This is a genomic window from Pseudomonas koreensis (genome assembly GCF_024169245.1).
Taxonomy (GTDB): domain Bacteria; phylum Pseudomonadota; class Gammaproteobacteria; order Pseudomonadales; family Pseudomonadaceae; genus Aquipseudomonas; species Aquipseudomonas koreensis_F.
This window is the reverse complement of sequence record NZ_JALJWP010000001.1, coordinates 3706055-3727766: the sequence shown is the minus strand read 5'-3', so window position 1 is coordinate 3727766 and position 21712 is coordinate 3706055. Positions and strand designations below refer to the sequence as shown.

At 61.6% G+C, this 21712-nt stretch carries 23 protein-coding genes; 15 read left to right on the top strand and 8 right to left on the bottom strand.

The features are described from left to right. Positions 1 to 666 precede the first annotated feature (666 nt). Positions 667 to 1503 (top strand): AraC family transcriptional regulator, encoded by an 837-nt coding sequence (locus J2Y90_RS16550; protein WP_253500880.1) that lies wholly within the window; start codon positions 667 to 669, stop codon positions 1501 to 1503. A 54-nt stretch (positions 1504 to 1557) separates the two neighbouring features. Beyond that, positions 1558 to 2154: a LysE family translocator gene (locus J2Y90_RS16545; protein ID WP_253500879.1), complete on the top strand. Its 597-nt coding sequence runs from the start codon at positions 1558 to 1560 to the stop codon at positions 2152 to 2154. On the opposite strand, the gene J2Y90_RS16540 is transcribed toward J2Y90_RS16545, so the two are convergent. Continuing rightward, complete coding sequence (locus J2Y90_RS16540; protein WP_253500878.1) at positions 2151 to 2921, bottom strand: AraC family transcriptional regulator; 771 nt, start codon at positions 2919 to 2921, stop codon at positions 2151 to 2153. The two genes, J2Y90_RS16545 and J2Y90_RS16540, sit on opposite strands and share 4 nt — an antisense overlap. 223 nt (positions 2922 to 3144) lie before the next feature. Here J2Y90_RS16540 and J2Y90_RS16535 point away from each other — a divergent pair, with 223 nt between their 5' ends. The 5 genes from J2Y90_RS16535 (at position 3145) to J2Y90_RS16515 (ending at position 9620) form a co-directional block, all read left to right on the top strand. Next, entirely contained in the window at positions 3145 to 4770 is a 1626-nt protein-coding gene (locus J2Y90_RS16535) for an APC family permease (protein WP_253500877.1), read from the top strand. A 22-nt stretch (positions 4771 to 4792) separates the two neighbouring features. After that, complete coding sequence (locus J2Y90_RS16530) at positions 4793 to 5719, top strand: 4-hydroxyproline epimerase (RefSeq protein ID WP_253500876.1); 927 nt, start codon at positions 4793 to 4795, stop codon at positions 5717 to 5719. A gap of 54 nt (positions 5720 to 5773) precedes the next feature. Further along, a complete protein-coding gene (locus tag J2Y90_RS16525; protein WP_253500875.1) occupies positions 5774 to 6721 on the top strand; it encodes a dihydrodipicolinate synthase family protein in 948 nt (315 codons plus the stop codon). A gap of 63 nt (positions 6722 to 6784) precedes the next feature. Continuing rightward, positions 6785 to 8377, top strand: a complete 1593-nt coding sequence (locus J2Y90_RS16520; RefSeq protein ID WP_253500874.1) for an aldehyde dehydrogenase (NADP(+)) — start codon at positions 6785 to 6787, stop codon at positions 8375 to 8377. Further along, positions 8367 to 9620, top strand: a complete 1254-nt coding sequence (locus tag J2Y90_RS16515) for an NAD(P)/FAD-dependent oxidoreductase (protein WP_253500873.1) — start codon at positions 8367 to 8369, stop codon at positions 9618 to 9620. The genes J2Y90_RS16520 and J2Y90_RS16515 overlap by 11 nt, the downstream gene beginning before the upstream one ends. On the opposite strand, the gene J2Y90_RS16510 is transcribed toward J2Y90_RS16515, so the two are convergent. Then, positions 9617 to 9826 carry a DUF2945 domain-containing protein gene (locus tag J2Y90_RS16510; RefSeq protein ID WP_253500872.1) on the bottom strand — a complete coding sequence of 70 codons (210 nt, stop codon included), beginning with the start codon at positions 9824 to 9826 and terminating at the stop codon, positions 9617 to 9619. The genes J2Y90_RS16515 and J2Y90_RS16510 overlap by 4 nt on opposite strands. 165 nt (positions 9827 to 9991) lie before the next feature. Here J2Y90_RS16510 and J2Y90_RS16505 point away from each other — a divergent pair, with 165 nt between their 5' ends. From J2Y90_RS16505 to J2Y90_RS16495, 3 genes are all read left to right on the top strand, one after another. Then, entirely contained in the window at positions 9992 to 10219 is a 228-nt protein-coding gene (locus J2Y90_RS16505; RefSeq protein WP_253500871.1) for a hypothetical protein, read from the top strand. A gap of 148 nt (positions 10220 to 10367) precedes the next feature. Continuing rightward, positions 10368 to 11417 (top strand): NAD(P)-dependent alcohol dehydrogenase, encoded by a 1050-nt coding sequence (locus tag J2Y90_RS16500; RefSeq protein WP_253500870.1) that lies wholly within the window; start codon positions 10368 to 10370, stop codon positions 11415 to 11417. 130 nt (positions 11418 to 11547) lie between these two features. Continuing rightward, the gene (locus J2Y90_RS16495) at positions 11548 to 12246 is read left to right on the top strand and encodes a tRNA (adenine(22)-N(1))-methyltransferase (protein ID WP_301291664.1); all 699 of its coding nucleotides are present in this window, start codon (positions 11548 to 11550) and stop codon (positions 12244 to 12246) included. A 227-nt stretch (positions 12247 to 12473) separates the two neighbouring features. Here the strand turns inward: J2Y90_RS16495 and ycaC (J2Y90_RS16490) are convergent, their stop codons facing one another. Then, a complete protein-coding gene (gene ycaC / locus J2Y90_RS16490; RefSeq protein WP_186528125.1) occupies positions 12474 to 13103 on the bottom strand; it encodes an isochorismate family cysteine hydrolase YcaC in 630 nt (209 codons plus the stop codon). A 364-nt stretch (positions 13104 to 13467) separates the two neighbouring features. Here ycaC (J2Y90_RS16490) and J2Y90_RS16485 point away from each other — a divergent pair, with 364 nt between their 5' ends. Together J2Y90_RS16485 and J2Y90_RS16480 are read left to right on the top strand one after the other, a co-directional pair. After that, a complete protein-coding gene (locus tag J2Y90_RS16485) occupies positions 13468 to 14178 on the top strand; it encodes an SDR family NAD(P)-dependent oxidoreductase (protein ID WP_253500868.1) in 711 nt (236 codons plus the stop codon). Between the two features lie 94 nt (positions 14179 to 14272). Next, positions 14273 to 15202, top strand: coding sequence for a LysR family transcriptional regulator (locus J2Y90_RS16480; RefSeq protein WP_253500867.1), 930 nt, complete (start codon positions 14273 to 14275; stop codon positions 15200 to 15202). A gap of 16 nt (positions 15203 to 15218) precedes the next feature. Here the strand turns inward: J2Y90_RS16480 and J2Y90_RS16475 are convergent, their stop codons facing one another. Continuing rightward, on the bottom strand, positions 15219 to 16136 hold the full coding sequence (locus J2Y90_RS16475; protein ID WP_253500866.1) for an AraC family transcriptional regulator: 918 nt from the start codon (positions 16134 to 16136) through the stop codon (positions 15219 to 15221). Between the two features lie 174 nt (positions 16137 to 16310). Continuing rightward, entirely contained in the window at positions 16311 to 17075 is a 765-nt protein-coding gene (locus J2Y90_RS16470) for an SDR family NAD(P)-dependent oxidoreductase (RefSeq protein WP_227974230.1), read from the bottom strand. Positions 17076 to 17333: 258 nt separating this feature from the next. Here J2Y90_RS16470 and J2Y90_RS16465 point away from each other — a divergent pair, with 258 nt between their 5' ends. Both J2Y90_RS16465 and J2Y90_RS16460 read left to right on the top strand, forming a co-directional pair. After that, positions 17334 to 18215: a helix-turn-helix domain-containing protein gene (locus J2Y90_RS16465; RefSeq protein WP_253505187.1), complete on the top strand. Its 882-nt coding sequence runs from the start codon at positions 17334 to 17336 to the stop codon at positions 18213 to 18215. A gap of 127 nt (positions 18216 to 18342) precedes the next feature. After that, positions 18343 to 19080 carry an SDR family oxidoreductase gene (locus tag J2Y90_RS16460; RefSeq protein ID WP_253500865.1) on the top strand — a complete coding sequence of 246 codons (738 nt, stop codon included), beginning with the start codon at positions 18343 to 18345 and terminating at the stop codon, positions 19078 to 19080. 164 nt (positions 19081 to 19244) lie between these two features. Here the strand turns inward: J2Y90_RS16460 and J2Y90_RS16455 are convergent, their stop codons facing one another. After that, a complete protein-coding gene (locus tag J2Y90_RS16455) occupies positions 19245 to 19940 on the bottom strand; it encodes a B3/B4 domain-containing protein (protein WP_253500864.1) in 696 nt (231 codons plus the stop codon). 46 nt (positions 19941 to 19986) lie between these two features. Between J2Y90_RS16455 and J2Y90_RS16450 the strand changes: the two genes are divergently transcribed. Beyond that, positions 19987 to 20613 (top strand): helix-turn-helix domain-containing protein, encoded by a 627-nt coding sequence (locus J2Y90_RS16450; RefSeq protein WP_253500863.1) that lies wholly within the window; start codon positions 19987 to 19989, stop codon positions 20611 to 20613. Between the two features lie 69 nt (positions 20614 to 20682). On the opposite strand, the gene J2Y90_RS16445 is transcribed toward J2Y90_RS16450, so the two are convergent. Together J2Y90_RS16445 and ycaC (J2Y90_RS16440) are read right to left on the bottom strand one after the other, a co-directional pair. Then, positions 20683 to 20883, bottom strand: a complete 201-nt coding sequence (locus J2Y90_RS16445; protein ID WP_253500862.1) for a hypothetical protein — start codon at positions 20881 to 20883, stop codon at positions 20683 to 20685. A 151-nt stretch (positions 20884 to 21034) separates the two neighbouring features. Next, positions 21035 to 21664: an isochorismate family cysteine hydrolase YcaC gene (gene ycaC / locus J2Y90_RS16440; RefSeq protein WP_253500861.1), complete on the bottom strand. Its 630-nt coding sequence runs from the start codon at positions 21662 to 21664 to the stop codon at positions 21035 to 21037. Positions 21665 to 21712: the final 48 nt, after the last annotated feature.

Sequence of the window (21712 nt, the reverse complement as noted above, 5' to 3'; positions counted from 1 at the left end):
CGTACGCAGCAAAAGCTTCATACGTTTTGGCCTCCAGGGCTGGCGGCCAAACCTCCAGCAAACTTACCGGACCACGCATGCTTTCAGCCTACATGTTGGTGTGGCTAGTGAGGCGGCCGGTTGAAATCCCTCCGAGACATCATTCCGGCGCGGGTGCGAATCCGCGTCAAAGGGCGTGAAACCTTGTGCGCCCCCAGCCAAACCTCACCGCTCTACCAACAATATGAGCGCTGGCATCTTAACGCAGAAATCGGAAGAGAAAACCCGAGTAACCAAGGTTATCCTGCGGCTACGCCCGAACCTTTGTAAAATCGTATTTCTGACAATGTTTATTGACAACCCTGAAATCCATTGCATGCGCAGCGCGCTGCAAGAAAACTTCGTACATCCCGATAAACCGACGTTGCGCTGGTGGCCGAAACTCAATACCATGCGCGGACATGTTGGTGTGGCTAGTGATGCACACGGCCTCGGCTCCAAACCGAGGTATGAAAAAACCGCCCCGCGAAGGCGGTTTTTTTTCGTCTGCGTTTTCTTGCGAAGCCCTCTCCCATCGCCTCACCCAACTCGATTACCCCATTCCACCTGCACAAATCTTCTAAACATTCTCCTCCCCCACGCGCTATTTTAAAAACGCACCTGCTCAACCGCCCTCGGAGTACTCCCATGGACAAACGCAACTGGATCTCCCTGTCCCAGGATGTCGATACCGGGATCGAGTCGATTCGTGCGCATTTCCGTGGGCATGCCTACGATCCGCACTGGCATGACAGCTTTCTCGTCGGGGTCACCGAGCAAGGCGTGCAGCAATTCAATTGTCGCCGTGTGCGTCATCGCAGTACGCCGGGGCATGTGTTCCTGCTTGAGCCGGGTGAAATCCACGATGGCCATGCGCCAACCGAGGATGGCTTTACCTACTCGATGCTGTACCTCGATCCGTGCTGGCTGGAGCGCGAACTGCACGCGCTGTTCGAAGAGGCGCCCGCCGACAGTCAGCCAGGCTTTGCCGACACCCTGAGCCACGACCCGCGCCTGGCGACTGCTATTGGCCAAGCCTTCCACGCCTTGCACGACGGTGACTTGCGCATCGTCCGCCAGACCGCCATTGATGGCCTGCTGGCGTCCCTCACCCGCCACCTCGACTGGCGCAAGCGTCAGGCTTTCGATCCGCGCCTGCCCCTGGTTGCGCAGGTCGCGCGGGACTTTCTGCATGCCCACACCTATGAAGACATCGGCCTCGATGATCTTGCGCAAGCCTGTGGCGTCGATCGCTTTCGCCTGACCCGCGCGTTCAAGGCCGCTTTCGGCCTGGCCCCCCACGCTTACCTGATCCAGTTGCGACTGGCCAAGGCGCGGCAATTGCTTGCCCGCGGTGAGACGCCGGCGCAGGTCGCCAGCGTGCTCGGTTTTGCCGACCAGAGTCACTTGGGGCGCTGGTTCCGCCGCGCCTATCAACTGACCCCGGCGGACTACCGCAAACGCTGCTCAAATCTTCCAGACTGAGACCTGCCTGCTGACGATCATGGTGTCCTGTTTCGACTTTCAGGAATCTGCACCATGGCTTCTTTACTGCCCTTTCTGCTGTTTGCTTTCGTCGCCTCGATCACGCCGGGGCCGACCAATATTCTGGTGTTGAGCCACAGCTCACGGCGCGGGCTGATCGCTACGTTGCCAATCATTTTTGGCGCTTGTGGGGCGGCGGCGTTGATCGTGCTGGTGGTCGGGCTCGGTGCTGGCGAAACCCTTTTGCGCTTTCCCAGGGTGCAGCAAGCGATGGCCTGGGGTGGCGTGCTCTGGTTAAGCTGGCTGGCATGGCAGATCTTTCGCAGCCCGCCGCCGTCGCTGGACCCGAGTGCCGCACAGGAACAAGGCTTGAGCGTATTCGGCGCGGCGCTGCTGCAACTGGTCAACCCGAAGGTGTGGATGATGGCGGTGGCCGTGGTCAGCGTATTCGTTGGCGGTGGCGACAAGACGCTGCGCCTGCTGGTGCTCTCGCTGGCGTTTCTGCTGGTATCGCTGCCGTGCATGACGCTGTGGGCGTTGCTCGGCGTCGGCAGCGCGCGGTTGCTCAGCTCACCGCAAGCGTTCAAGCGAATGAACGCGGCACTGGCCTTTCTTCTGCTGCTCTCGGCCTGGCTGGCCGTGTTGGTCTAATGCCCGGTCGCGTGGCGATATTCACGCGGGGTGAATCCGGTCGAAGCTTTGAACTGACGGGTAAAAGCGCTGTGATCGGTGTAGCCGCATTGCAGCGCAACCTCGGTGATCGGCAAGTCGCTCAGCAGCAAGCGATGCGCATGCTCCAGACGGACTTTCTGAATCATCTGCCGTGGCGTCAGGTGAAAAACGCGTTTGCAGTAGCGCTCCAGTTGCGCCACGGAAATTCCGGCGATTCGGGTCAGTTCACTCAGGGTCACCCGCCGATTGAAGTTGGCGCGAATGTATTCATCGACCGCCGCCAGGCGCTCGAACGCCGGGTGGGTTTCGCTGGCTGATTGCAGATCCACCGAGATCCCTGCCAAGCCCAAGATCACCCCGTCACGATCATAAATGGGTCGTTTGTGGGTCAGGCACCAGCCCGGTTCGCGACTGCCATACAGGTGCAGTTCGAGCTGATCCTCCAGCACGAAACCCTCCTCCAGCACCTTGCGATCCTGCTCGGTGTAACCCGGCCCCAACTGCGCGGGGAAAACCTGCGCACTGGTTTTGCCGAGCAACGGGCGCAGGTCCTTCAAGCCACAACGCTGCACCAGCGTGTGGTTGGCCAGCACATAGCGCGCATGCAGGTCCTTGATGAAGATCGCCGCATTGGGGATCACATCGAGTATCGGCAACAGCTGCGCGGCACCCGCGACCATCGCTTCGAGGGTCTGTGGACGCACGCCGTCAGCGCCTTGGCACAGGATCGAAAACGCAGACTGCATCAAAGACTTCCCCGCTCAAGATGAACCGCCAGAAAAGCCGTCCGCGAACAGATTGCAGCAACGTTGCGGCCCTGTCGAGGCCGCGCATTCATCGGCGCCATTGTGCTGAATTCGTCATCGATCCCTGCATAAAACATCAATCGCCGCCGTGGTCGACCGGTGCAAAGTCTGGTCGTCCCCGTGACACAACTGCCTATCCAATAACTCACAAGAAGGCGATGCCATGTCAGGCCAAGGCAAGTTCAAAAAACAGCTTTCATTGATCGACCTCACCTTTATCGGACTCGGCGCGATCTTCGGCTCCGGCTGGTTGTTCGCCGCCAGCCATGTCTCGGCGATTGCCGGTCCGGCGGGGATTTTCTCCTGGTTGCTGGGCGGTTTCGCCGTGTTGCTGCTGGGCATCGTCTACTGCGAACTGGGCGCGGCATTGCCCCGTGCCGGCGGCGTGGTGCGCTACCCGGTTTATTCCCACGGGCCGCTGCTCGGCTACCTGATGGGTTTCATCACGCTGATCGCGTTTTCCAGTCTGGTGGCGATCGAAGTGGTCGCCTCGCGGCAATATGCGGCGGCGTGGTTTCCGGGCCTGACCAAGGCCGGCAGCGGCGATCCGACGATCCTCGGCTGGCTGGTGCAGTTCGGCCTGCTCTGCGTGTTTTTCCTGCTCAACTACCGCAGCGTGAAGACCTTCGCCAAGGCCAACAATCTGGTCAGCGTGTTCAAATTCATCGTGCCGCTGCTGGTGATCGGCGTGCTGTTCACTTTCTTCAAACCGGAGAATTTCCAGGTTCAGGGATTCGCCCCATTCGGACTGTCTGGCGTGGAAATGGCCGTCTCCGCTGGCGGGATCATCTTTGCCTACCTCGGCCTGACGCCGATCATTTCCGTGGCCAGCGAAGTGAAAAACCCACAGCGCACCATTCCCATCGCGCTGATTCTCTCGGTGCTGCTGTCGACTCTGATCTACGTACTGCTGCAAATGGCTTTTCTCGGCAGCATTCCGACGGAAATGCTCGCCAACGGCTGGGCCGGCATCAGCAAGGAGTTCGCCCTGCCGTATCGCGACATCGCCCTGGCCCTTGGTGTTGGCTGGCTGGCCTGGCTGGTGGTGGCTGATGCGGTGATCTCACCGAGCGGTTGCGGCAATATCTACATGAACGCCACCCCGCGAGTGATCTACGGCTGGGCGCAGACCGGTACCTTCTTCAAGGTCTTCACCCACATCGACGAAAAGTCCGGCATTCCGCGTCCGGCGCTGTGGCTGACCTTCGCCCTGTCGGTGTTCTGGACCCTGCCGTTTCCATCGTGGGAAGCGCTGATCAACGTGGTCTCCGCCGCGCTGGTGCTGAGCTATGCGGTGGCGCCCGTGTCGGTTGCTGCGCTGCGCCGCAATGCGCCGGACATGCCGCGCCCGTTCCGGGTCAAGAGCATGGGCCTGCTCGGGCCGGTGTCGTTCATCATCGCCGCGCTGATCGTCTACTGGTCAGGCTGGAACACCGTGTCGTGGCTGCTGGGCCTGCAAATCCTGATGTTTGTCATCTACCTGCTCTGCGGCCGTTTCGTGCCGACGGCGCACCTGAGTCTGGCGCGTCAGGTGCGTTCTTCGGCGTGGCTGATCGCGTTTTACGCGATAACCATCGTGCTATCGAAACTCGGCACCTTCGGCGGCCTGGGCATCCTCGCCCATCCGTTCGACACGATTGTCGTCGCCGCTTGCGCCACCGGCATTTACTACTGGGGCGCGGCGACCGGTGTGCCTGCGCATCTGCTGCGCCTGGACGACGAGGACGAGGAAAGCGAAAGCCCTGCGCCCTCGCCCACCGTCAATGCCCGCCCTGCCGGCGCCTACTGAAATCATCCAACGGGATCTCTTCATGAAACGAGTACACGTCATTGATTCCCACACCGGCGGCGAACCGACGCGCCTGGTCATGAGCGGCTTCCCCGAGCTGCCCGGCAACAGCATGGCCGAGAAACGCGACGCCCTGCGCACCCACCACGATCAGTGGCGCCGCGCCTGTCTGCTCGAACCGCGCGGCAACGATGTGCTGGTCGGCGCGCTGTATTGCCCGCCGGTTTCGCCTGATGCCACCTGCGGGGTGATCTTCTTCAACAATGCCGGATATCTGGGCATGTGCGGCCACGGCACCATTGGCCTGATCAATTCGTTGCAGCATCTGGGGAAAATCGGGCCGGGCGTGCACAAGATCGATACGCCGGTGGGGCAAGTCAGCGCAACGCTGCACGACGATGGCTCGGTCACCCTCGGCAACGTGCCCGCTTACCGTTATCGCAAACAGGTACCGGTGGACGTGCCCGGTTTTGGTCGCGTGGTCGGTGATATCGCCTATGGCGGCAACTGGTTTTTCCTCGTCTCCCAGCATGGCCAGACACTGACCATGGACAACGTCGAACACCTGACCGCTTACACCTGGGCGATGCTCAAAGCGCTGGAAGATCAGGGCATCTTTGGCGAAGACGGTGCGGTCATCGACCACATCGAACTGTTCGCCGCTGATGATCAGGCCGACAGCCGCAACTTCGTCATGTGCCCCGGCAAAGCTTACGACCGATCGCCCTGCGGCACCGGCACCAGCGCCAAACTTGCCTGCCTGGCAGCCGACGACAAGCTGCAACCGGGCGCACCGTGGATCCAGGCGAGCATCACCGGCAGCCAGTTCGAAGGCCGTTTCGAATGGGAGGGCGAGCGCATTCGCCCGTTCATTACCGGCCGCGCCTACATGACCGCCGACAGCACCCTGCTGATCGACGACAGCGATCCGTTCGCGTGGGGCATCTGAGCCACCACGCCGATTTTCCACCTCGAATCCAACGAAATGTCAAGGAGTTGAACCATGAGCGACAACATCTTCACCGGTTGCATGCCGGCCCTGATGACCCCGTGCACTGCCCAGCGCAAACCGGACTTCGATGCGCTGGTGGCCAAGGGTCGCGAGCTGATCGATATCGGCATGAGCGCCGTGGTCTATTGCGGCTCTATGGGCGACTGGCCGCTGCTCACCGAAGCCGAGCGCCAGGAAGGCGTGGCACGCCTGGTCGCCGCCGGCATTCCGACCATTGTCGGGACCGGTGCGGTGAACTCCCGTGAGGCGGTTTCCCACGCGGCGCACGCGGCGAAAGTCGGCGCGCAAGGCTTGATGGTCATCCCGCGCGTCCTCTCCCGTGGCGCCTCGGCGACCGCGCAAAAGGCGCACTTCGCCGCCATCCTGCAAGCCGCGCCGAAGCTGCCAGCGGTGATCTACAACAGCCCTTACTACGGCTTCGCCACCCGCGCCGAGCTGTTTTTCGAACTGCGTCGTGAATACCCGAACCTGATCGGCTTCAAGGAATTCGGCGGCGGCGCGGACCTGCGCTACGCGGCCGAGAACATCACCTCCAAGGATGACGACGTGACGTTGATGGTCGGCGTCGACACGCAAGTGGTGCACGGTTTCGTCAACTGCAACGCCACCGGCGCCATCACCGGCATCGGCAACGCCCTGCCCCGCGAAGTGCTGCAACTGGTTGCGCTGAGCAAGCAGGCCGCGCAAGGCGATGCCAAGGCCCGCCGGCAGGCGCGGGAGCTGGAGTCGGCGCTCGCGGTGTTGTCGTCGTTCGATGAGGGTTGCGATCTGGTGCTCTATTACAAGCACCTGATGGTGCTCAACGGCGACAAGGAATACACCCTGCACTTCAATGAAACCGATGTGCTGAGCGACTCGCAACGGCGCTATGCCGAGAAGCAGTATTCGCTGTTCCGTCACTGGTACGAGAACTGGTCCGCCGAGCAGAACTTCGCCTGACCGCCACCTGCCGCGAGCCATCACGATTCGCGGCAGGCCTCGCTCATTTCACAGGAAGACACCATGACTCTGACGGGCAACATGCTGATCGGCCAACACTCCGTGGCGGGCCATCGTCCAGCCTTTCGCGGGATCAATCCGGCGACCAACCAGGCACTTGAACCGCAGTACACCGGGGCGTCAGCCGAACAGGTGGAACAGGCCTGCGCGCTGGCCTGGGCAGCACAAGACGAATACCGCGAAACCAGCCTGAGCGCCCGTGGCGAATTTCTCGAAAGCATTGCCGAGCACATCGAAAGCCTCGGCGATGAACTGATCGAACGCGCCCACGCCGAAACCGGTTTGCCCCGTGCACGCCTCCAGGGCGAACGCGGCCGCACCTGCTCGCAACTGCGCCTATTCGCCCGCACGGTGCGCGCCGGTGAATGGCTGGACGTACGTGTCGACACTGCGCAACCGCAGCGCCAACCTTCGCCGCGTTCGGACCTGCGCCAGCGGCAGATTGCCTTGGGGCCGGTCGCGGTGTTTGGGGCGAGCAACTTCCCGCTGGCATTTTCCGTGGCCGGTGGCGATACCGCTGCGGCACTGGCGGCCGGTTGCCCGGTGATCGTCAAGGCGCACAGCGCGCATCCCGGCACCAGCGAACTGATCGGCCGCGCAGTGGCGCAAGCGGTGAAAGAATGCGGTTTGCCTGAGGGCGTGTTTTCGTTGTTGTTCGATTCGGGCTACGAAGTGGGTATCGCACTGGTAAGCGACTGGCGCATCAAAGCCGTTGGTTTCACCGGCTCGCGCACCGGCGGGCTGGCCTTGATGAAAGCCGCGCAGGCGCGCCCGGAGCCGATTCCGGTGTATGCGGAAATGAGCTCGATCAACCCGGTCTTGCTGTTCCCCGCCGCTCTGCAAAATCGGGCGCAGGCGTTGGCCGAAGGTTTTGTCGCGTCGCTGACACTGGGCGGCGGGCAGTTCTGCACCAACCCAGGGTTGCTGATTGCCTGCAAAGGCCCGGCACTTGACGGGTTTCTCGGCGCCGTTGCAAAGCTGATCACAAGCAGTCCGGCGCAAACCATGCTGACGCCCGGCATCTTCAGCGCTTACCAAGCAGGCGTGACGGCGTTGCGAGACAATCCCCGTGCACGCGCCGTGGCGGCTGGAGAGATCGGCAACGGCCCGAATCAATGTCAGGCACAGGTGTTCAGCGCCGAGGCGGCGGATTTTCTTGCCGATCAGCGTTTGCAGGCTGAGGTCTTCGGCGCTGCATCGCTGATCGTGCAATGCAGCAGCGACGAAGAAATCCGTCAGGTCTGCGCACACCTTGAAGGCCAACTGACCGCGACCCTGCACATGGACGACGCCGACCTTGCACTGGCGCGCGCGTTGTTGCCAACCCTGGAGCGCAAGGCCGGGCGCCTGCTGGTCAACGGCTGGCCGACCGGCGTGGAAGTCTGCGAGGCGATGGTCCATGGCGGGCCTTACCCGGCGACCTCGGATGCGCGCAGCACCTCGGTGGGCACCGCGGCGATCCTGCGTTTCCTGCGGCCGGTGTGCTATCAGGATTTCCCCGACAGCTTGCTGCCGACGGCGCTGCAACAGGCCAACCCGCTGCACCTGCGGCGGCTGCTCGATGGTCAACGGGAAACGACACGCCATGACGAATAACCCGTCGCACGACATCGCCGTAGTCGGCGCGGGGATCATCGGCGTCGCTTGCGCGCTGCGTCTGGCGCGCCAGGGTTTGCGCGTGGTGGTCATCGATCAGCAGGACCCGGGGCATGGCGCTTCGTTCGGCAACGCCGGGCATCTGGCCACCGAGCAGGTATTCCCAATCGCTGACGTGTCGATCCTCAAGCGCTTGCCAGCCATGCTGATGGACCCGATGGGGCCGCTGCGTCTGGACTGGAAATACCTGCCACGCGCCCTGCCGTGGTTCACCCGCTTGCTGCTGAATCTGCGGCCTGAGCCTTTTCAGAAAACCGTCGCCGGCTTGCGCGCGCTCAACGAAAGCAGCCTCGACGCGTGGCAACGCTTGCTGAGTGATATCCAGCGCCCGGATCTGCTCAAGGTTGACGGCTCGTTGCTGGTGTTTGAAAAGCCTGAATCCCGGCAGGCCATCGAAGCCTTGCAGGCTCGCCTGAAGCATCAGCAAGTGCCGGTGGATTACTGGCAGGCCGGGGCGATCCGCGAGACGGCGCCGCAGCTCAGCGAGCAGCTTCAGGGCGGACTGTTTTTCCCGCGCACCGGGCATTTTCTCGACCCGTATCGGGTGGTGTGTGCGCTGGTCGAGGCGGCTCGCAGCAGCGGCGTGAGTTTTCTAAAGCAGCAGGTTCAGGGCGGCTACGTGCAGGAAAACGGGGTTTTATTGGTGACGGGCAACGGCGGTATGACGGCCAGCCGCGTGTTACTGGCCTGCGGTGCGCATTCGGCGAAACTCACCGCCGCGCTGACTGGCACGCAGGTGCCGCTGGACACTGAACGCGGCTATCACCTGATGCTGCCGCACGAGCATGATCGCCTGCCCTTCCCTGTCACCTCGCTGGAGCGCAAGTTCATCATGACGCCAATGAATGAGGGCCTGCGCCTGGCCGGCACGGTCGAGTTCGCCGGGCTGGCGCAGCCAGCGAACATGGCGCGCGCCTGGCAGTTGCAGCGTTTGAGCCAAGGCCTGTTTCGCCATGACCTGAACGCTGATGGCGCAACACCGTGGATGGGCTTTCGCCCGTCGCTGCCGGATTCGCTGCCAGTAATCGATCAGGTCTGCGATGGCAAGGTGTTGCTTGCTTTCGGTCACCAACATCTGGGGCTGACCCAGGCGGCGGTCACAGCGGAGATGATCGGGCAGATGATCTCAGGCGCCACCGTGTCGTTGCCGGACATCGAGCCCTACCGACTGGGACGTTTTTAAGCGTGCCTCAGCGCGTCGCCGTGATGCATGGCCAAGTGGCCGGTCTTGTCGCTCTTGACCTCGTACTGCGGCGCATCTTTCGAGGCCGGGCGGTGGCGGCCCATGAACTCGATATCTCGGGTGTGCACCTTGACCACTTTGCCGTGAATCTCGCCGGCCTCGGAATTCCAGCGCACCGCGTCACCGACCTTGAATGAGCTGCTCATCATTGCCTCCTCGCCTCTGGCTTGTTGGTGTATGGAGCCGCACGCGTCGGAGAAATTCCGCTTTTTTGCGAGGCGACCGAAGGCAGGCAAAAAAATCGAACGGCGAAAATCGCCCACACCTCCAACCTGCACACGCCGTAGAAAACGGCTATAGCGAGGTGTGAGATGAACAACGACCAAGGCAAGCAAGGTGACGATCCGCTCCCAACCAGGCCCGACCCGCTGAGTCCGGGGCGTACCGAGGTCGATCCGATGAAGGAGCGCGGCATCGACGAACTGCCCGACAACGAAGGCGAAATCCCGCTGGATGATGACGATACCGGGCTGGATCCCGAGCGTGTACGTCAGGAAACCGATAACGCCGAGATGGACGATCAGCCCAATCCGCGTTGAGCCCTGAAAGGCAGCCGGCGCAATACGGCTGCCTTTTGGTTCTGCAATCAGCGGCAGAATCAGGCAAGCATTTCACAGAAATGCACTACTTCGCCCTCGGACCCAAGCGCAACAATGGGCGTCCGACTACCCCATGGAGGATGCTCACATGCTTGTACAAGCCTACGGCGCCCACGCTGGCGACAAACCCCTTGAGCCCATGCAGATCAACCGTCGCGCCCCGGCGGCGCATGACGTGCAGATCGATATCGCCTTCTGCGGCATTTGCCATTCCGACCTGCACCAGGTGCGCGCGGAGTGGGCTGGCACGCAATTCCCCTGCGTGCCCGGCCACGAAATCGTCGGCCGCGTCTCGGCGGTCGGCGATCATGTCAAAGATTACAAGGTCGGCGATCTGGTCGGTGTCGGTTGCATTGTCGACAGCTGCAAACACTGCGCTGACTGCGAGTCCGGTCTGGAAAACTACTGCGACGGCATGATCGGCACTTACAACTTCCCGACCCCGGACGCACCGGGCTGGACCCTCGGCGGTTACTCGCAAAACATCGTCGTGCATGAGCGCTATGTATTGCGCATCCGTCATCCCGAGGCGCAACTGGCCGCCGTCGCGCCGCTACTCTGCGCCGGCATCACCACGTACTCGCCGCTGCGTCAGTGGAACGCCGGCCCCGGCAAGAAAGTCGGCGTGGTCGGCATCGGTGGCCTTGGTCACATGGGCATCAAACTGGCCCACGCCATGGGCGCCCATGTCGTCGCCTTCACCACCTCCGAATCCAAGCGCGAAGCGGCCAAGGCGCTGGGCGCAGACGAAGTGGTGGTGTCGCGCAATGCCGAAGAAATGGCGGCACATGCCAAGAGCTTCGACATGATCCTCAATACCGTCGCCGCGCCGCACGATCTCGACGCCTTCCTCGTCCTGCTCAAGCGCGACGGCGCCTTGACCCTGGTCGGCGCGCCCGCCTCGCCGCACCCATCACCGAACGTGTTCAACCTGATCATGAAACGTCGCACCATCGCCGGTTCGATGATCGGCGGCATCCCTGAAACCCAGGAAATGCTGGATTTCTGCGCCGAGCACGGCATCGTGTCCGACATCGAACTGATCCGTGCCGATCAGATCAATGAGTCCTACGAACGCATGCTCAAGGGCGACGTGAAATACCGCTTCGTCATCGACAACGCAACCCTCGCCCGCTAAGCGCAAGCAGCCATCGGCAGCGCTGTGCTGCCGATGGATCGAGGGACTCCATCGGCGCTATTTGACAGCGCCCGCGTTGCTCGCCAGAGTCGCACCCCTTTTTCCACCACTGGGTGAACAGGGGTCGCCGTTGAACCAACAGACATTGTCCATGCGCCTTGAACGGGTCGCCGCCCACGTGCCGCTCGGCGCACGGCTGGCCGATATCGGCTCCGATCATGCTTACCTGCCGGTTGCCCTGATACGCCGTGGCCTGATTACAGCGGCGGTGGCTGGCGAGGTCGCCTTGACGCCGTTCCACGCGGCGCAACGCACCGTCAATGACCACGACCTGCACGGACAAATCAGCGTGCGCCTGGCCGACGGTCTGGCGGCGATCAGACCTGACGATGCGATCACCGCCATCACCCTGTGTGGCATGGGTGGCGAAACAATTCGCGATATTTTCCAGAGCGGTAAAGCCCACCTCAATGGCCACGAACGGCTGATTCTGCAGCCCAACGGCGGCGAGCAGGCGTTGCGCCGGTGGCTGATGGACAACGGCTACCGGATCGTCTGTGAAGAGGTGCTGCACGAGAACCGCTTCGACTACGAAATCATCGTTGCCGAACGAGCCTCTGAGCCGGTGACTTACGATGCCAGGGAATTGTTTTTCGGACCGCTGCATCTGCAGGCGCGCAGCGCGGCGTTTATGCAAAAGTGGCAACGCCGGCTAAGTCAGCGGACGAAAACCTTGGGCCAGATCACGAAAGCGCAACAGGCACTGCCGCAGGCCAAAGTACGGGAGATCAGCCAAGAGGTGCAGTGGATCAGCGAATTGCTCGGGTGACTGTGCCGCAGTCTTCGCGAGCAGGCTCGCACACAGTTGACTGTGTCGTCAGGCCACACGCGATCTCCTGTAGGAGTGAGCCTGCTCGCGATAGCGGTACATCAGCCAACGGAGATGTTGAATGTGCCGACGCAATCGCGAGCAGGCTCGCTCCTACAGTTGCCCGTGTTTCATTTCGCGAACGCAAAAAGCCTGCTTTCAAAGCAGGCTTTTTAGTTAGCGATGTCTTACTTCTGCTGCGTCAGCGCCGAGTAGCTGTTCATCAGGTTGCGGTAGTTGGGGATGCGCTGCGACAGCAGATTGCCCAGGCCTTCGATGTCGTTGCGCCAGTCGCGATGCAGCTCACAGGCCACAGAGAACCAGTTCATCATTTGTGCGCCGGCCTGGGTCATGCGGCTCCATGCGGCTTGCTGCACGGTGGTGTTGAAGGTGCCGGAAGCGTCAGTCACCACAAACACATCAAAACCTTCCGCCAGCGCCGACAGGGTCGGGAACGCTACACACACATCCGTTACCACACCGGCAATGATGATCTGCTTACGGCCGGTGGCTTTGATCGCCTTGACGAAGTCTTCGTTGTCCCAGGCGTTGATCTGGCCTGGACGAGCGATGTATGGCGCGTCCGGGAACATCTCTTTCAGCTCCGGTACCAGCGGGCCGTTCGGGCCTTGTTCGAAGCTGGTGGTGAGGATCGTTGGCAGGTTGAAGAACTTGGCCAGATCCGCCAGCGCCAGCACGTTGTTCTTGAACTCGTTCGGCGAGAAGTCCTGCACCAGCGAGATCAAACCGGTCTGGTGGTCAACCAGCAGCACGATAGCGTCGTCTTTGTTCAGGCGGTTGTAGGTTGGAGTGGTCATGGTGTGCGTCCCTTTTCAAGTTTGAAGTTTTGTTGTTGCGTTCAAGTTGGGTACAGATTACTGACGCACAGCAAAGGGATAAATCGGCTGAAAAGCGTTTCACCGTCCACTCAAACAGGACAATCGAAAGATGCCTCCTGTAGGAGTGAGCCTGCTCGCGATAGCGTCATGTCAGCCAACGTTTTTTATCGATTGAAATGACGCCATCGCGAGCAGGCTCACTCCTACAAACGCATCCCCGATTAGATACACCGAAGTACAAATGAAGTACCTGCGCCCCCATTTATCAACTCCTCGCAACTTCCTAAAGTCCTCTCCAACAGCCACCCGCCATCCCGACGGGCCAGCGACAGAGGAAATCATCATGAGCACATCGAAAAAAGTAGTTGTCATCACCGGCGCCTCGCAAGGCATTGGTGCAGGTCTGGTCGAAGGCTTTCGCGCCCTTGGCCATCACGTAGTCGCAACCTCGCGCTCGATCAAAGAGTCGAGCGACCCGGATGTTCTGACCGTCGCTGGCGACATCGCCGATCCACAAACCGCTGAGCGAGTGATTCGCGCCGCAGTGGCCCGGTTCGGTCGCGTCGATACGCTGGTGAACAATGCCGGGATCTTTCTGGCCAAGCCGTTCACCGCTTACAGCCAGGCGGACTACGCCCAGGTCGTGGCGACCAACATGAGTGGCTTCTTTCATATCTCGCAACTGGCCATCGGCGAGATGGAAAAACACGGCAGCGGCCACGTCGTCAGCGTGACCACCAGTCTGGTCGATCATGCGGTTGATGGCGTGCCTTCGGTATTGGCATCGCTGACCAAGGGCGGTATCAACGCGGCGACCAAATCCCTGGCTATCGAGTACGCCAAGCGCGGCATTCGGGTCAACGCGGTATCGCCGGGCATCATCAAGACGCCGATGCACGCCGAGGAAACCCATCAGGCGCTGGGCAGCCTGCACCCGGTCGGCCACATGGGTGAAATCGACGACATCGTGCAAGCGATCCTCTATCTCGACAGCGCCAGGTTCGTCACTGGCGAAATCCTGCATGTCGACGGTGGCCAGAGCGCCGGCCATTGATCGAAACCCTGCAACGCCGCCGGTGGATACCGGCGGCGTCGTGGGTTGTGGTACACAGAGGATGAACGTCCGTCGATCTTCGGTGCGAGCCACAATGAAACGCCATTTTGAAGACTTGCAATTAGGCAGTATCGAACTGTTCTGCCTGGCTGCCGAAGCCGGCAGCTTCACCGCCGCCGCGCAACTGGCCGGGGTCACGCCTGCGGCTGTCAGCCGGTCGATTCTGCGTCTGGAGCAACGATTGGGTTCGCGCCTGTTCGCACGCACCACGCGCAGCATCCGCCTCACCGACGCCGGCCGCAGCTTCTTCGAACAATGCAGCCAGGCCCTGACGCAACTGGTCGAAGCGCAGCAGGAAGTCATGGGCGCGCAGACTTCGCCGTCGGGGCGACTGCGCATCAGCCTGCCAACCACTTACGGGCATCACCGCATCCTGCCGCTGCTGCCGAAGTTTCGGGCGTTGTACCCCGAGGTTACGGTGGACGTGCACTTGGGCAATCGCAATATCGACTTCGTCGATGAAGGCTACGACCTGGCGATACGCGTACGCGCGCAACCGGACTCGACCCTGATCGCTCGCCTGCTGGAAGACGCCAGCCTTGTGGTGGTCGCCTCCCCTGAATATCTGCAGAGAGCCGGCACGCCGCAAACCCTCGACGATCTGATCGAGCATGAGTGCATCCAGTTCGAGCTGCCCAGCAGTGGCCGGCGGATTTCCTGGTTGTTTCAGGAAAACGGCCGGGACCGCGAAGTGATTTCCGACGGTGGCTATTCCTGCTCCGACGATGTGCTCGGCGGCGTGACGCTGGCCAAGCACGGCGCCGGGCTGTTTCAGACTTACCGATTCATCGTCGAGCAAGAACTCGCCGATGGCCGGCTGATTGAAGTGCTACAGCCGTACGCCGGACGTTCGCGCCCCTACACCCTGCTCTACCCGCACGGCCGCTATGTGCCACAGCGGGTGCGGGCATTTGTGGATTTTCTGCTGGGGTTTCGTGACGAATGGGCGGAACCCGCGCGCTAAACAGGGCGTCAGGCCATCAACCGGTCTGGCGCAGGCGACTGAGTTCTTTCGATGGCGGGCAGCCGAACTGGCGGTTGTATTCGCGGCTGAACTGCGAAGCGCTTTCATAGCCAACGCGATAGCAGGCGCTGGACACGTCCAGCCCTTCATTGATGATCAGCCGCCGCGCCTCCTGCAGGCGCAGCTGCTTTTGATACTGCAGCGGGCTCATCGCGGTGACGGCTTTGAAGCGATGGTGCAGCGCCGAACTGCTCAGGTTGGCCACCTGCGCCAGCGCGTCGATGCGCAGCGGTTCAGTGAAATTCTTGTTCAGCCAGTCGATGGCCCGCGTGACCCGGTGGGTCTGCGAATCGCTGACCGCGATTTCATACAGCAGATGCCCGTGCTGGCCGCGCAGCAGGCGGTAATACAGCTCGCGCAACGCCATTGGCGCGAGCATGCCGATGTCGCGCGGGTTATCCAGCAGGCGCACCAGACGCAGCATGGTGTCGAGCAGGGTCACGTCGATCTTGTCGAGAAACATGCCGCGCCCGGCTTCCTGCGGCACCCCGGTCGGCGGCGATTCGGCAATCAGTTGCGTCAGTTGTGCAGGGTCGAAATCCAGGCGGACGCAAAAATACGGTGCCTCGGGCGAGGCTTCGATCACCCGGCCCGATACCGGCAACGTCACCGACACCACCAGATAATTCAGCGGGTCATACAGGAAACGTTCGTCGCCCAGCCCGACTTCCTTGCGACCCTGCACGATCAGGCACAGCGCCGGACGGTGCACGACATGGATCAGCTCGGACGGCCCATCGAGACGGATCACGTGCAGCGGCGCAATCGCCGTTTCGTAGGTGCCCGGCGCGTCGAAACGCTGGGTCAGCAGGCGCACCAGTTCGGCGCGATACACCGCCGTGTCGTGGAGGATGGAAGCGTCGTGGTTATCCATGCAAAGAGCCTCGAAAGCAGACGAAGGTGGGTCAACTGCGGATGAAGATTAGCCAGTTTTGCGAAGCAACTGCTAGATCAAAGATGCTGCAGATTTGCCTGATTCTGCGTCGCTCGGATCCTGGTAAAGCCATGGGCACGTGATCGCACGGGCCCATGGCTTGCGACGCCGCTTTCAGCCTGCGGTTACCGTCATGCCGCCATCGGCCATGACCACTGAGCCGACCATGAAACTGGCGCGGTCAGAGGCGAGAAAGGTGACGATTTCGGCGATCTCTTCCGGCTGCGCCGCCCGACCGATCGGTGCCGCTTCACCGTGTTGCGCAAGGAATCCCGGGCCGTCCTCGACTACATCATTGAGGATATTGGTCACCACATCGCCGACGCCGATGGCATTGACGCGAATGCCATGCTCGATGACTTCCAGCGCCAGCGTGCGGGTCAGTTGTGCCAGCGCACCTTTCGAGGCGGTGTAGGCGGCAATCGTCGGGAACGCGAAGTACGAGGCATAGGAGGCGATATTTACGATGGCGCCGGACTTGTTCGGGATCATCGCCTTGACTGCTTCGCGGCAGTGCAGAAAGGCCGCCGTGGCATTCACCGCCTGGATCTTTTCCCAGTCGTCGCGGCTCATGTCGATCACCGCTTTGTTGATGATGATCCCGGCGTTGTTGACCAGAATATCCAAGCGACCGAACTTCTCGACGGCAAGGCCTACTGCGCGTTCGGCGGCGCCGTCCTCGGTGATGTCCGCCACCAGCGGCAGCAGATCGGGACGCGCCAGCTCTTCGACAGCCGGGTTGAGATCTTCGGCAATTACCTTGGCGCCGCGAGCGTGCAGCATCAGCGCTATCGCCTTGCCGATGCCACTGGCCGCGCCAGTGACCAGGGCAACTTTACCGGCGACTTCTTGTGGCAGGGTGTGATTGAAATCAGTCATGGTTTTAACTCCTCGATAGCGAATCGGTGTTGCGCCTGATGGCGCTGTCGTAAACACGGCTTCACTGTCGCGCACTGTCCGCCGCCGGGCTTTCGGGTGATTGCCGAGACTGTCGGAGTTTTGCGCTGGAGTTTCCTGTCCGCCCGCCCTAATCTTCGAAACCATCCGCAGCCGAAGCTTTTCATGGAGCGTCCCGTGCCCTCTGCCAGCCCTGCTACGCCGCCAATCAGCCAGCCCGCGCGCATCGCCGCCGAAGCCATGCCGGAGCATTTGCCCGGTGTTGCGGAAACGACGACACCGCGGCCGCAGATCAAGGATGCGGTGGTGCAGCTGTTCCGCCATCAGACCCTGCTTGAGCCGATCCGCGTGCCATGCGTGGCCGAACCGTTGCTGGTGCTGGTATTGGCCGGCACTGCCCGGGTCGAGGAGCGTTCATTGGGCGGCGAATGGCAGGCGAGCCAGGTCACGGCGGGCGATTTCTTCCTGACCAACACCCGCGAACCTTATGAAATGCGTTGGCAGACCGAAGGCTGCGAGGTCTTCGAAGTAATGCACCTTTACCTCAGTCTGGGCCTGATCGAACAAGCGGCCCGCGAAGCTTTCGGCGAACACGCCGGCGCGGTGACGTTCATCGACGTGTCCGGTGCGCGTGACGAGCAGGTCAGCTTCATCCTTGAGCAACTGCGCATCGAACTGACCGAGCAACGCCAGCCCAGCGCACTGCTGGTGCACAGCCTGGCTCAGGCGTTGGCGATCCATCTGCTGCGTCACTATCTCGACCCGGACAGCAACCCGCGTCGCGACAATGCCCTGCCCGCCTACAAATTGCGCCGGGTGCTTGAAGCGATGAATGCGAATCTGGCGGAGGATTTCAGCCTCGGTCATCTGGCCGGCATCGCCGAGTTGAGCGACTACCACTTCAGCCGCACCTTCAAGCGCGCCACCGGCTTGTCGCCCTCGCAATACTTCATACGCCTGCGCATGAGCCGCGCGCGTCATCTGTTACTGGAGACCGCACGCAGCGTGATCGACATTGGCCTGGAGGTCGGCTACTCCAGTCCCAGCCACTTTTCCCAAGTGTTCCGCCGCGAAGTTGGCGTGACTCCGAGCGCCTACCGCGATGCGCCGCGCGGCGGCTGAAAACCGCTCGAAAAGCGACGCAGCAGAATTGGGCAAATTGCGTGGAGGAATCGATTAATAGCCTGAGAGCCTCCGCGCATAACCTTCTTCCAAGCCCACTCCCGGGCACCGCGAAGAGGAAGACATCATGCTGAATATTCAAGACAAAGTGATCGTGATTACCGGCGCCAGCAGCGGCATCGGCGAAGCCACCGCACGTCTGCTCGCCAGCCGTGGCGCCAAAGTGGTGTTGGGCGCGCGGCGCACCGAGCGTCTGGCGCTGATTGCCGAGGAGATCAACGGCGCCGGTGGCCACGCGCAGTTCCGCGCACTGGACGTCACCGATCAGCAGGATGTCCAGCGCTTCGTCGATTTCGCCGTCGAGCATTACGGCCGCGTCGATGTGCTGGTCAACAACGCTGGGGTCATGCCGTTATCGCGGCTGGACGCGCTGAAGGTCGATGAGTGGAACCGCATGATCGACGTCAACATCCGTGGCGTACTCCACGGCATCGCCGCCAGCCTGCCGTTGATGCAGCGCCAGCGCGCCGGGCAGATCATCAACATCGCCTCGATCGGCGCCTACGCGGTCAGCCCTACCGCGGCGGTGTACTGCGCGACCAAGTACGCCGTACGGGCCATTTCCGAAGGCTTGCGCCAAGAGGTCGGCGGCGATGTCCGCGTCACCGTCATTGCACCGGGCGTGACCGAATCGGAACTGGCCGACAGCATCTCCGACGAAGGCGGCCGCGCCGAGATGAAGTCTTTCCGCAAGATCGCCATCCCCGCCGAAGCCATCGCCCGCGCGATTGCCTACGCCGTTGAACAACCGGCAGATGTCGACGTCAGCGAACTGATCGTGCGCCCAACGGCAAGCCCTTACTGAGGCTACATTCCTCCTGAAAAAACCCAATCAACTGTAGGAGTGAGCCTGCTCGCGATCGCGTCACGCCAGTCAATGAAGATGTTGACTGGCCTAACGCGATCGCGAGCAGGCTCACTCCTACAAGGGAACTCTGCCAGCCTGAAGATTCAGTGACATTATCGAACCTACCGCGCCCCCGGCCCGATCAACATGCTTTCAATCTCGGCGCCGGGCATCATCTGCTGCAAACCTTCGATCAGCCTGTCGCCGGCCTCGGTCAGCGCTTCCAGCGGCATGGCCGGCAGGCTTTCGAGGATGAACCACATGTGCTGGGCCTGGGCGTCAAGGCGGGTTCGTACGCCCTGGCGCCAGTTCCACCGTCGGCAGGTCACGCCTTGGTCATCGCGCCAGACCACTTCCCCGGCTTCCGGGAACTCATGCGCAGGCTGGCCTTCCTTCATCGTATCGAACGGTTCGCTGCCATCGGCCACGACCAGGCGCGGTGAGCCGACATAGGCTTCGGCGTTTTCGCCGCCTACGGGAATCGCGTATTCGAGGCTGATGGCGTTGTACAGGTCGACCACCGGATCGATGCTCGGCAAGTTGCCGTCGCGCAATACGCGTTTGCGCAGTGCTTCGGCCGAGCAAGGCGTGCGCTGCGGCTTGGCGCCGAACTGGCGGAACACGTCGGCCCAGGCCTGCAAATGCGCAGGCGCCCACTGCGGGCCACCGGCGGCGACGGCCTGGCAGGCTCTGGCCAGCGCAAGACCTGCCACCTCAGCGTCAAGAATCGGTGCGGCTTGCACGACAATACTCAGCGCTCTGAAGCCCGGCGCCAATTGCGCAATAGCCGGATCGATTGACGGCACGACAGACAGCATCCCAGAATCCCCCTCATACCCGAATTTCCAACGATGCTAGCGACCAATGACCAATAAAGTCAATATACCGACCGAGGCCGGCGCCGACGTCCAGACCGTCAGCGCAGCGGTTTCCCGCACGCTCAAACAGGCACGCAAACAGCAGAGCATCACACTCGACGAACTGTCCCGACGCTCGGGCGTGAGCAAAGGCATGGTGGTCGAGATCGAGAAAGGCTCGGCCAACCCGAGCATCGCCACCTTGTGCAAAATCGCCGCGGCGCTGGGCTTGTCCGTGGCGGACTTCGTCAATGTCGCCGCGACCCCGGCGGCGCACCTGATCGACAGTCAGGACATCCCTACGCTGTGGCGCGGCGAGCTGGGCGGTTCGGCACGATTGCTGGCCGGTACCAGCGGCCCGAACATGCTCGAGTTGTGGCGCTGGGAGTTGTTTCCCGGCGAGTCGTTTGCTTCAGCCGGGCACCCGAACGGCACCACCGAGTTATTTCACGTCGAGAAAGGCACGTTGCATTTGACGGTTGGCGATGCCGAGCTGATTGTCGGGCCCGGGTGTTCGGCGGTAGCGCGGACGGATGTGACGCATGGGTATGCCAACCATGGGCGCTCGAAACTGGTGTTCACGATGTCGGTGACTGAACTGCATCAGGCAGCCAGGGAAAGCCCCTCACCCTAGCCCTCTCCCCGAGGAGAGGGAACTATCCGGGTTGACCATCACAGGGAGCATTCCCCTGATACCACTCTATCAGCGTGAAGGTGGATGCTCCGTCGAAACCGAGTTGGCCGCATCCACATCCGACATGTCTTCCTCAACCGGCGCTTCATCGTCCGGCGGCAAGGGCACCTCGGGACTTTCCCGCTTGGGATCGTGCCCGGTCTCGTTGTCGGTGGTGCGCGTCACGGCTTGTTGCGACTGGTTGCCCGGTGCGTTTTCGTCAATGTCCATGTCGGTCTCCAATGTGATTCAGCGATAGGTACCTGAACGTGTGAAATGCCAGCGCATGACAAGTGCCCGACAATGGACGAACGGTGGCTGGCCTGGCGGGCATAAATGCAAAAAGCCTGCTTTCAAAGCAGGCTTTTTAGTAAGCGATGACTCACTTCTGCTGCGTCAGCGCCGAGTAGCTGTTCATCAGGTTGCGGTAGTTGGGGATACGTTGCGACAGCAGATTACCCAGGCCTTCAATGTCGTTGCGCCAGTCGCGGTGCAGCTCACAGGCCACCGAGAACCAGTTCATCATTTGTGCGCCGGCTTGAGTCATGCGGCTCCACGCGGCTTGCTGCACGGTGGTGTTGAAGGTGCCGGACGCGTCAGTCACCACAAACACATCAAAACCTTCTGCCAGTGCCGACAGGGTCGGGAACGCTACACACACATCAGTTACAACACCGGCGATGATGATCTGCTTGCGCCCGGTGGCCTTGATCGCCTTGACGAAGTCCTCGTTGTCCCAGGCGTTGATCTGACCAGGACGAGCGATGTACGGCGCGTCCGGGAACATCTCTTTCAGCTCTGGCACCAGCGGGCCGTTCGGGCCTTGTTCGAAGCTGGTGGTGAGGATCGTTGGCAGGTCGAAAAATTTGGCCAGATCCGCCAGCGCCAGCACGTTGTTCTTGAACTCGTTCGGCGAGAAGTCCTGCACCAGCGAGATCAGACTGGTCTGGTGGTCAACCAGCAGCACGATAGCGTCGTCTTTGTTCAGGCGGTTGTAGGTTGGAGTGGTCATGGTGTACGTCCCTTTTCAAGTTTGAAGTTTTGTTGTTGCGTTCAAGTT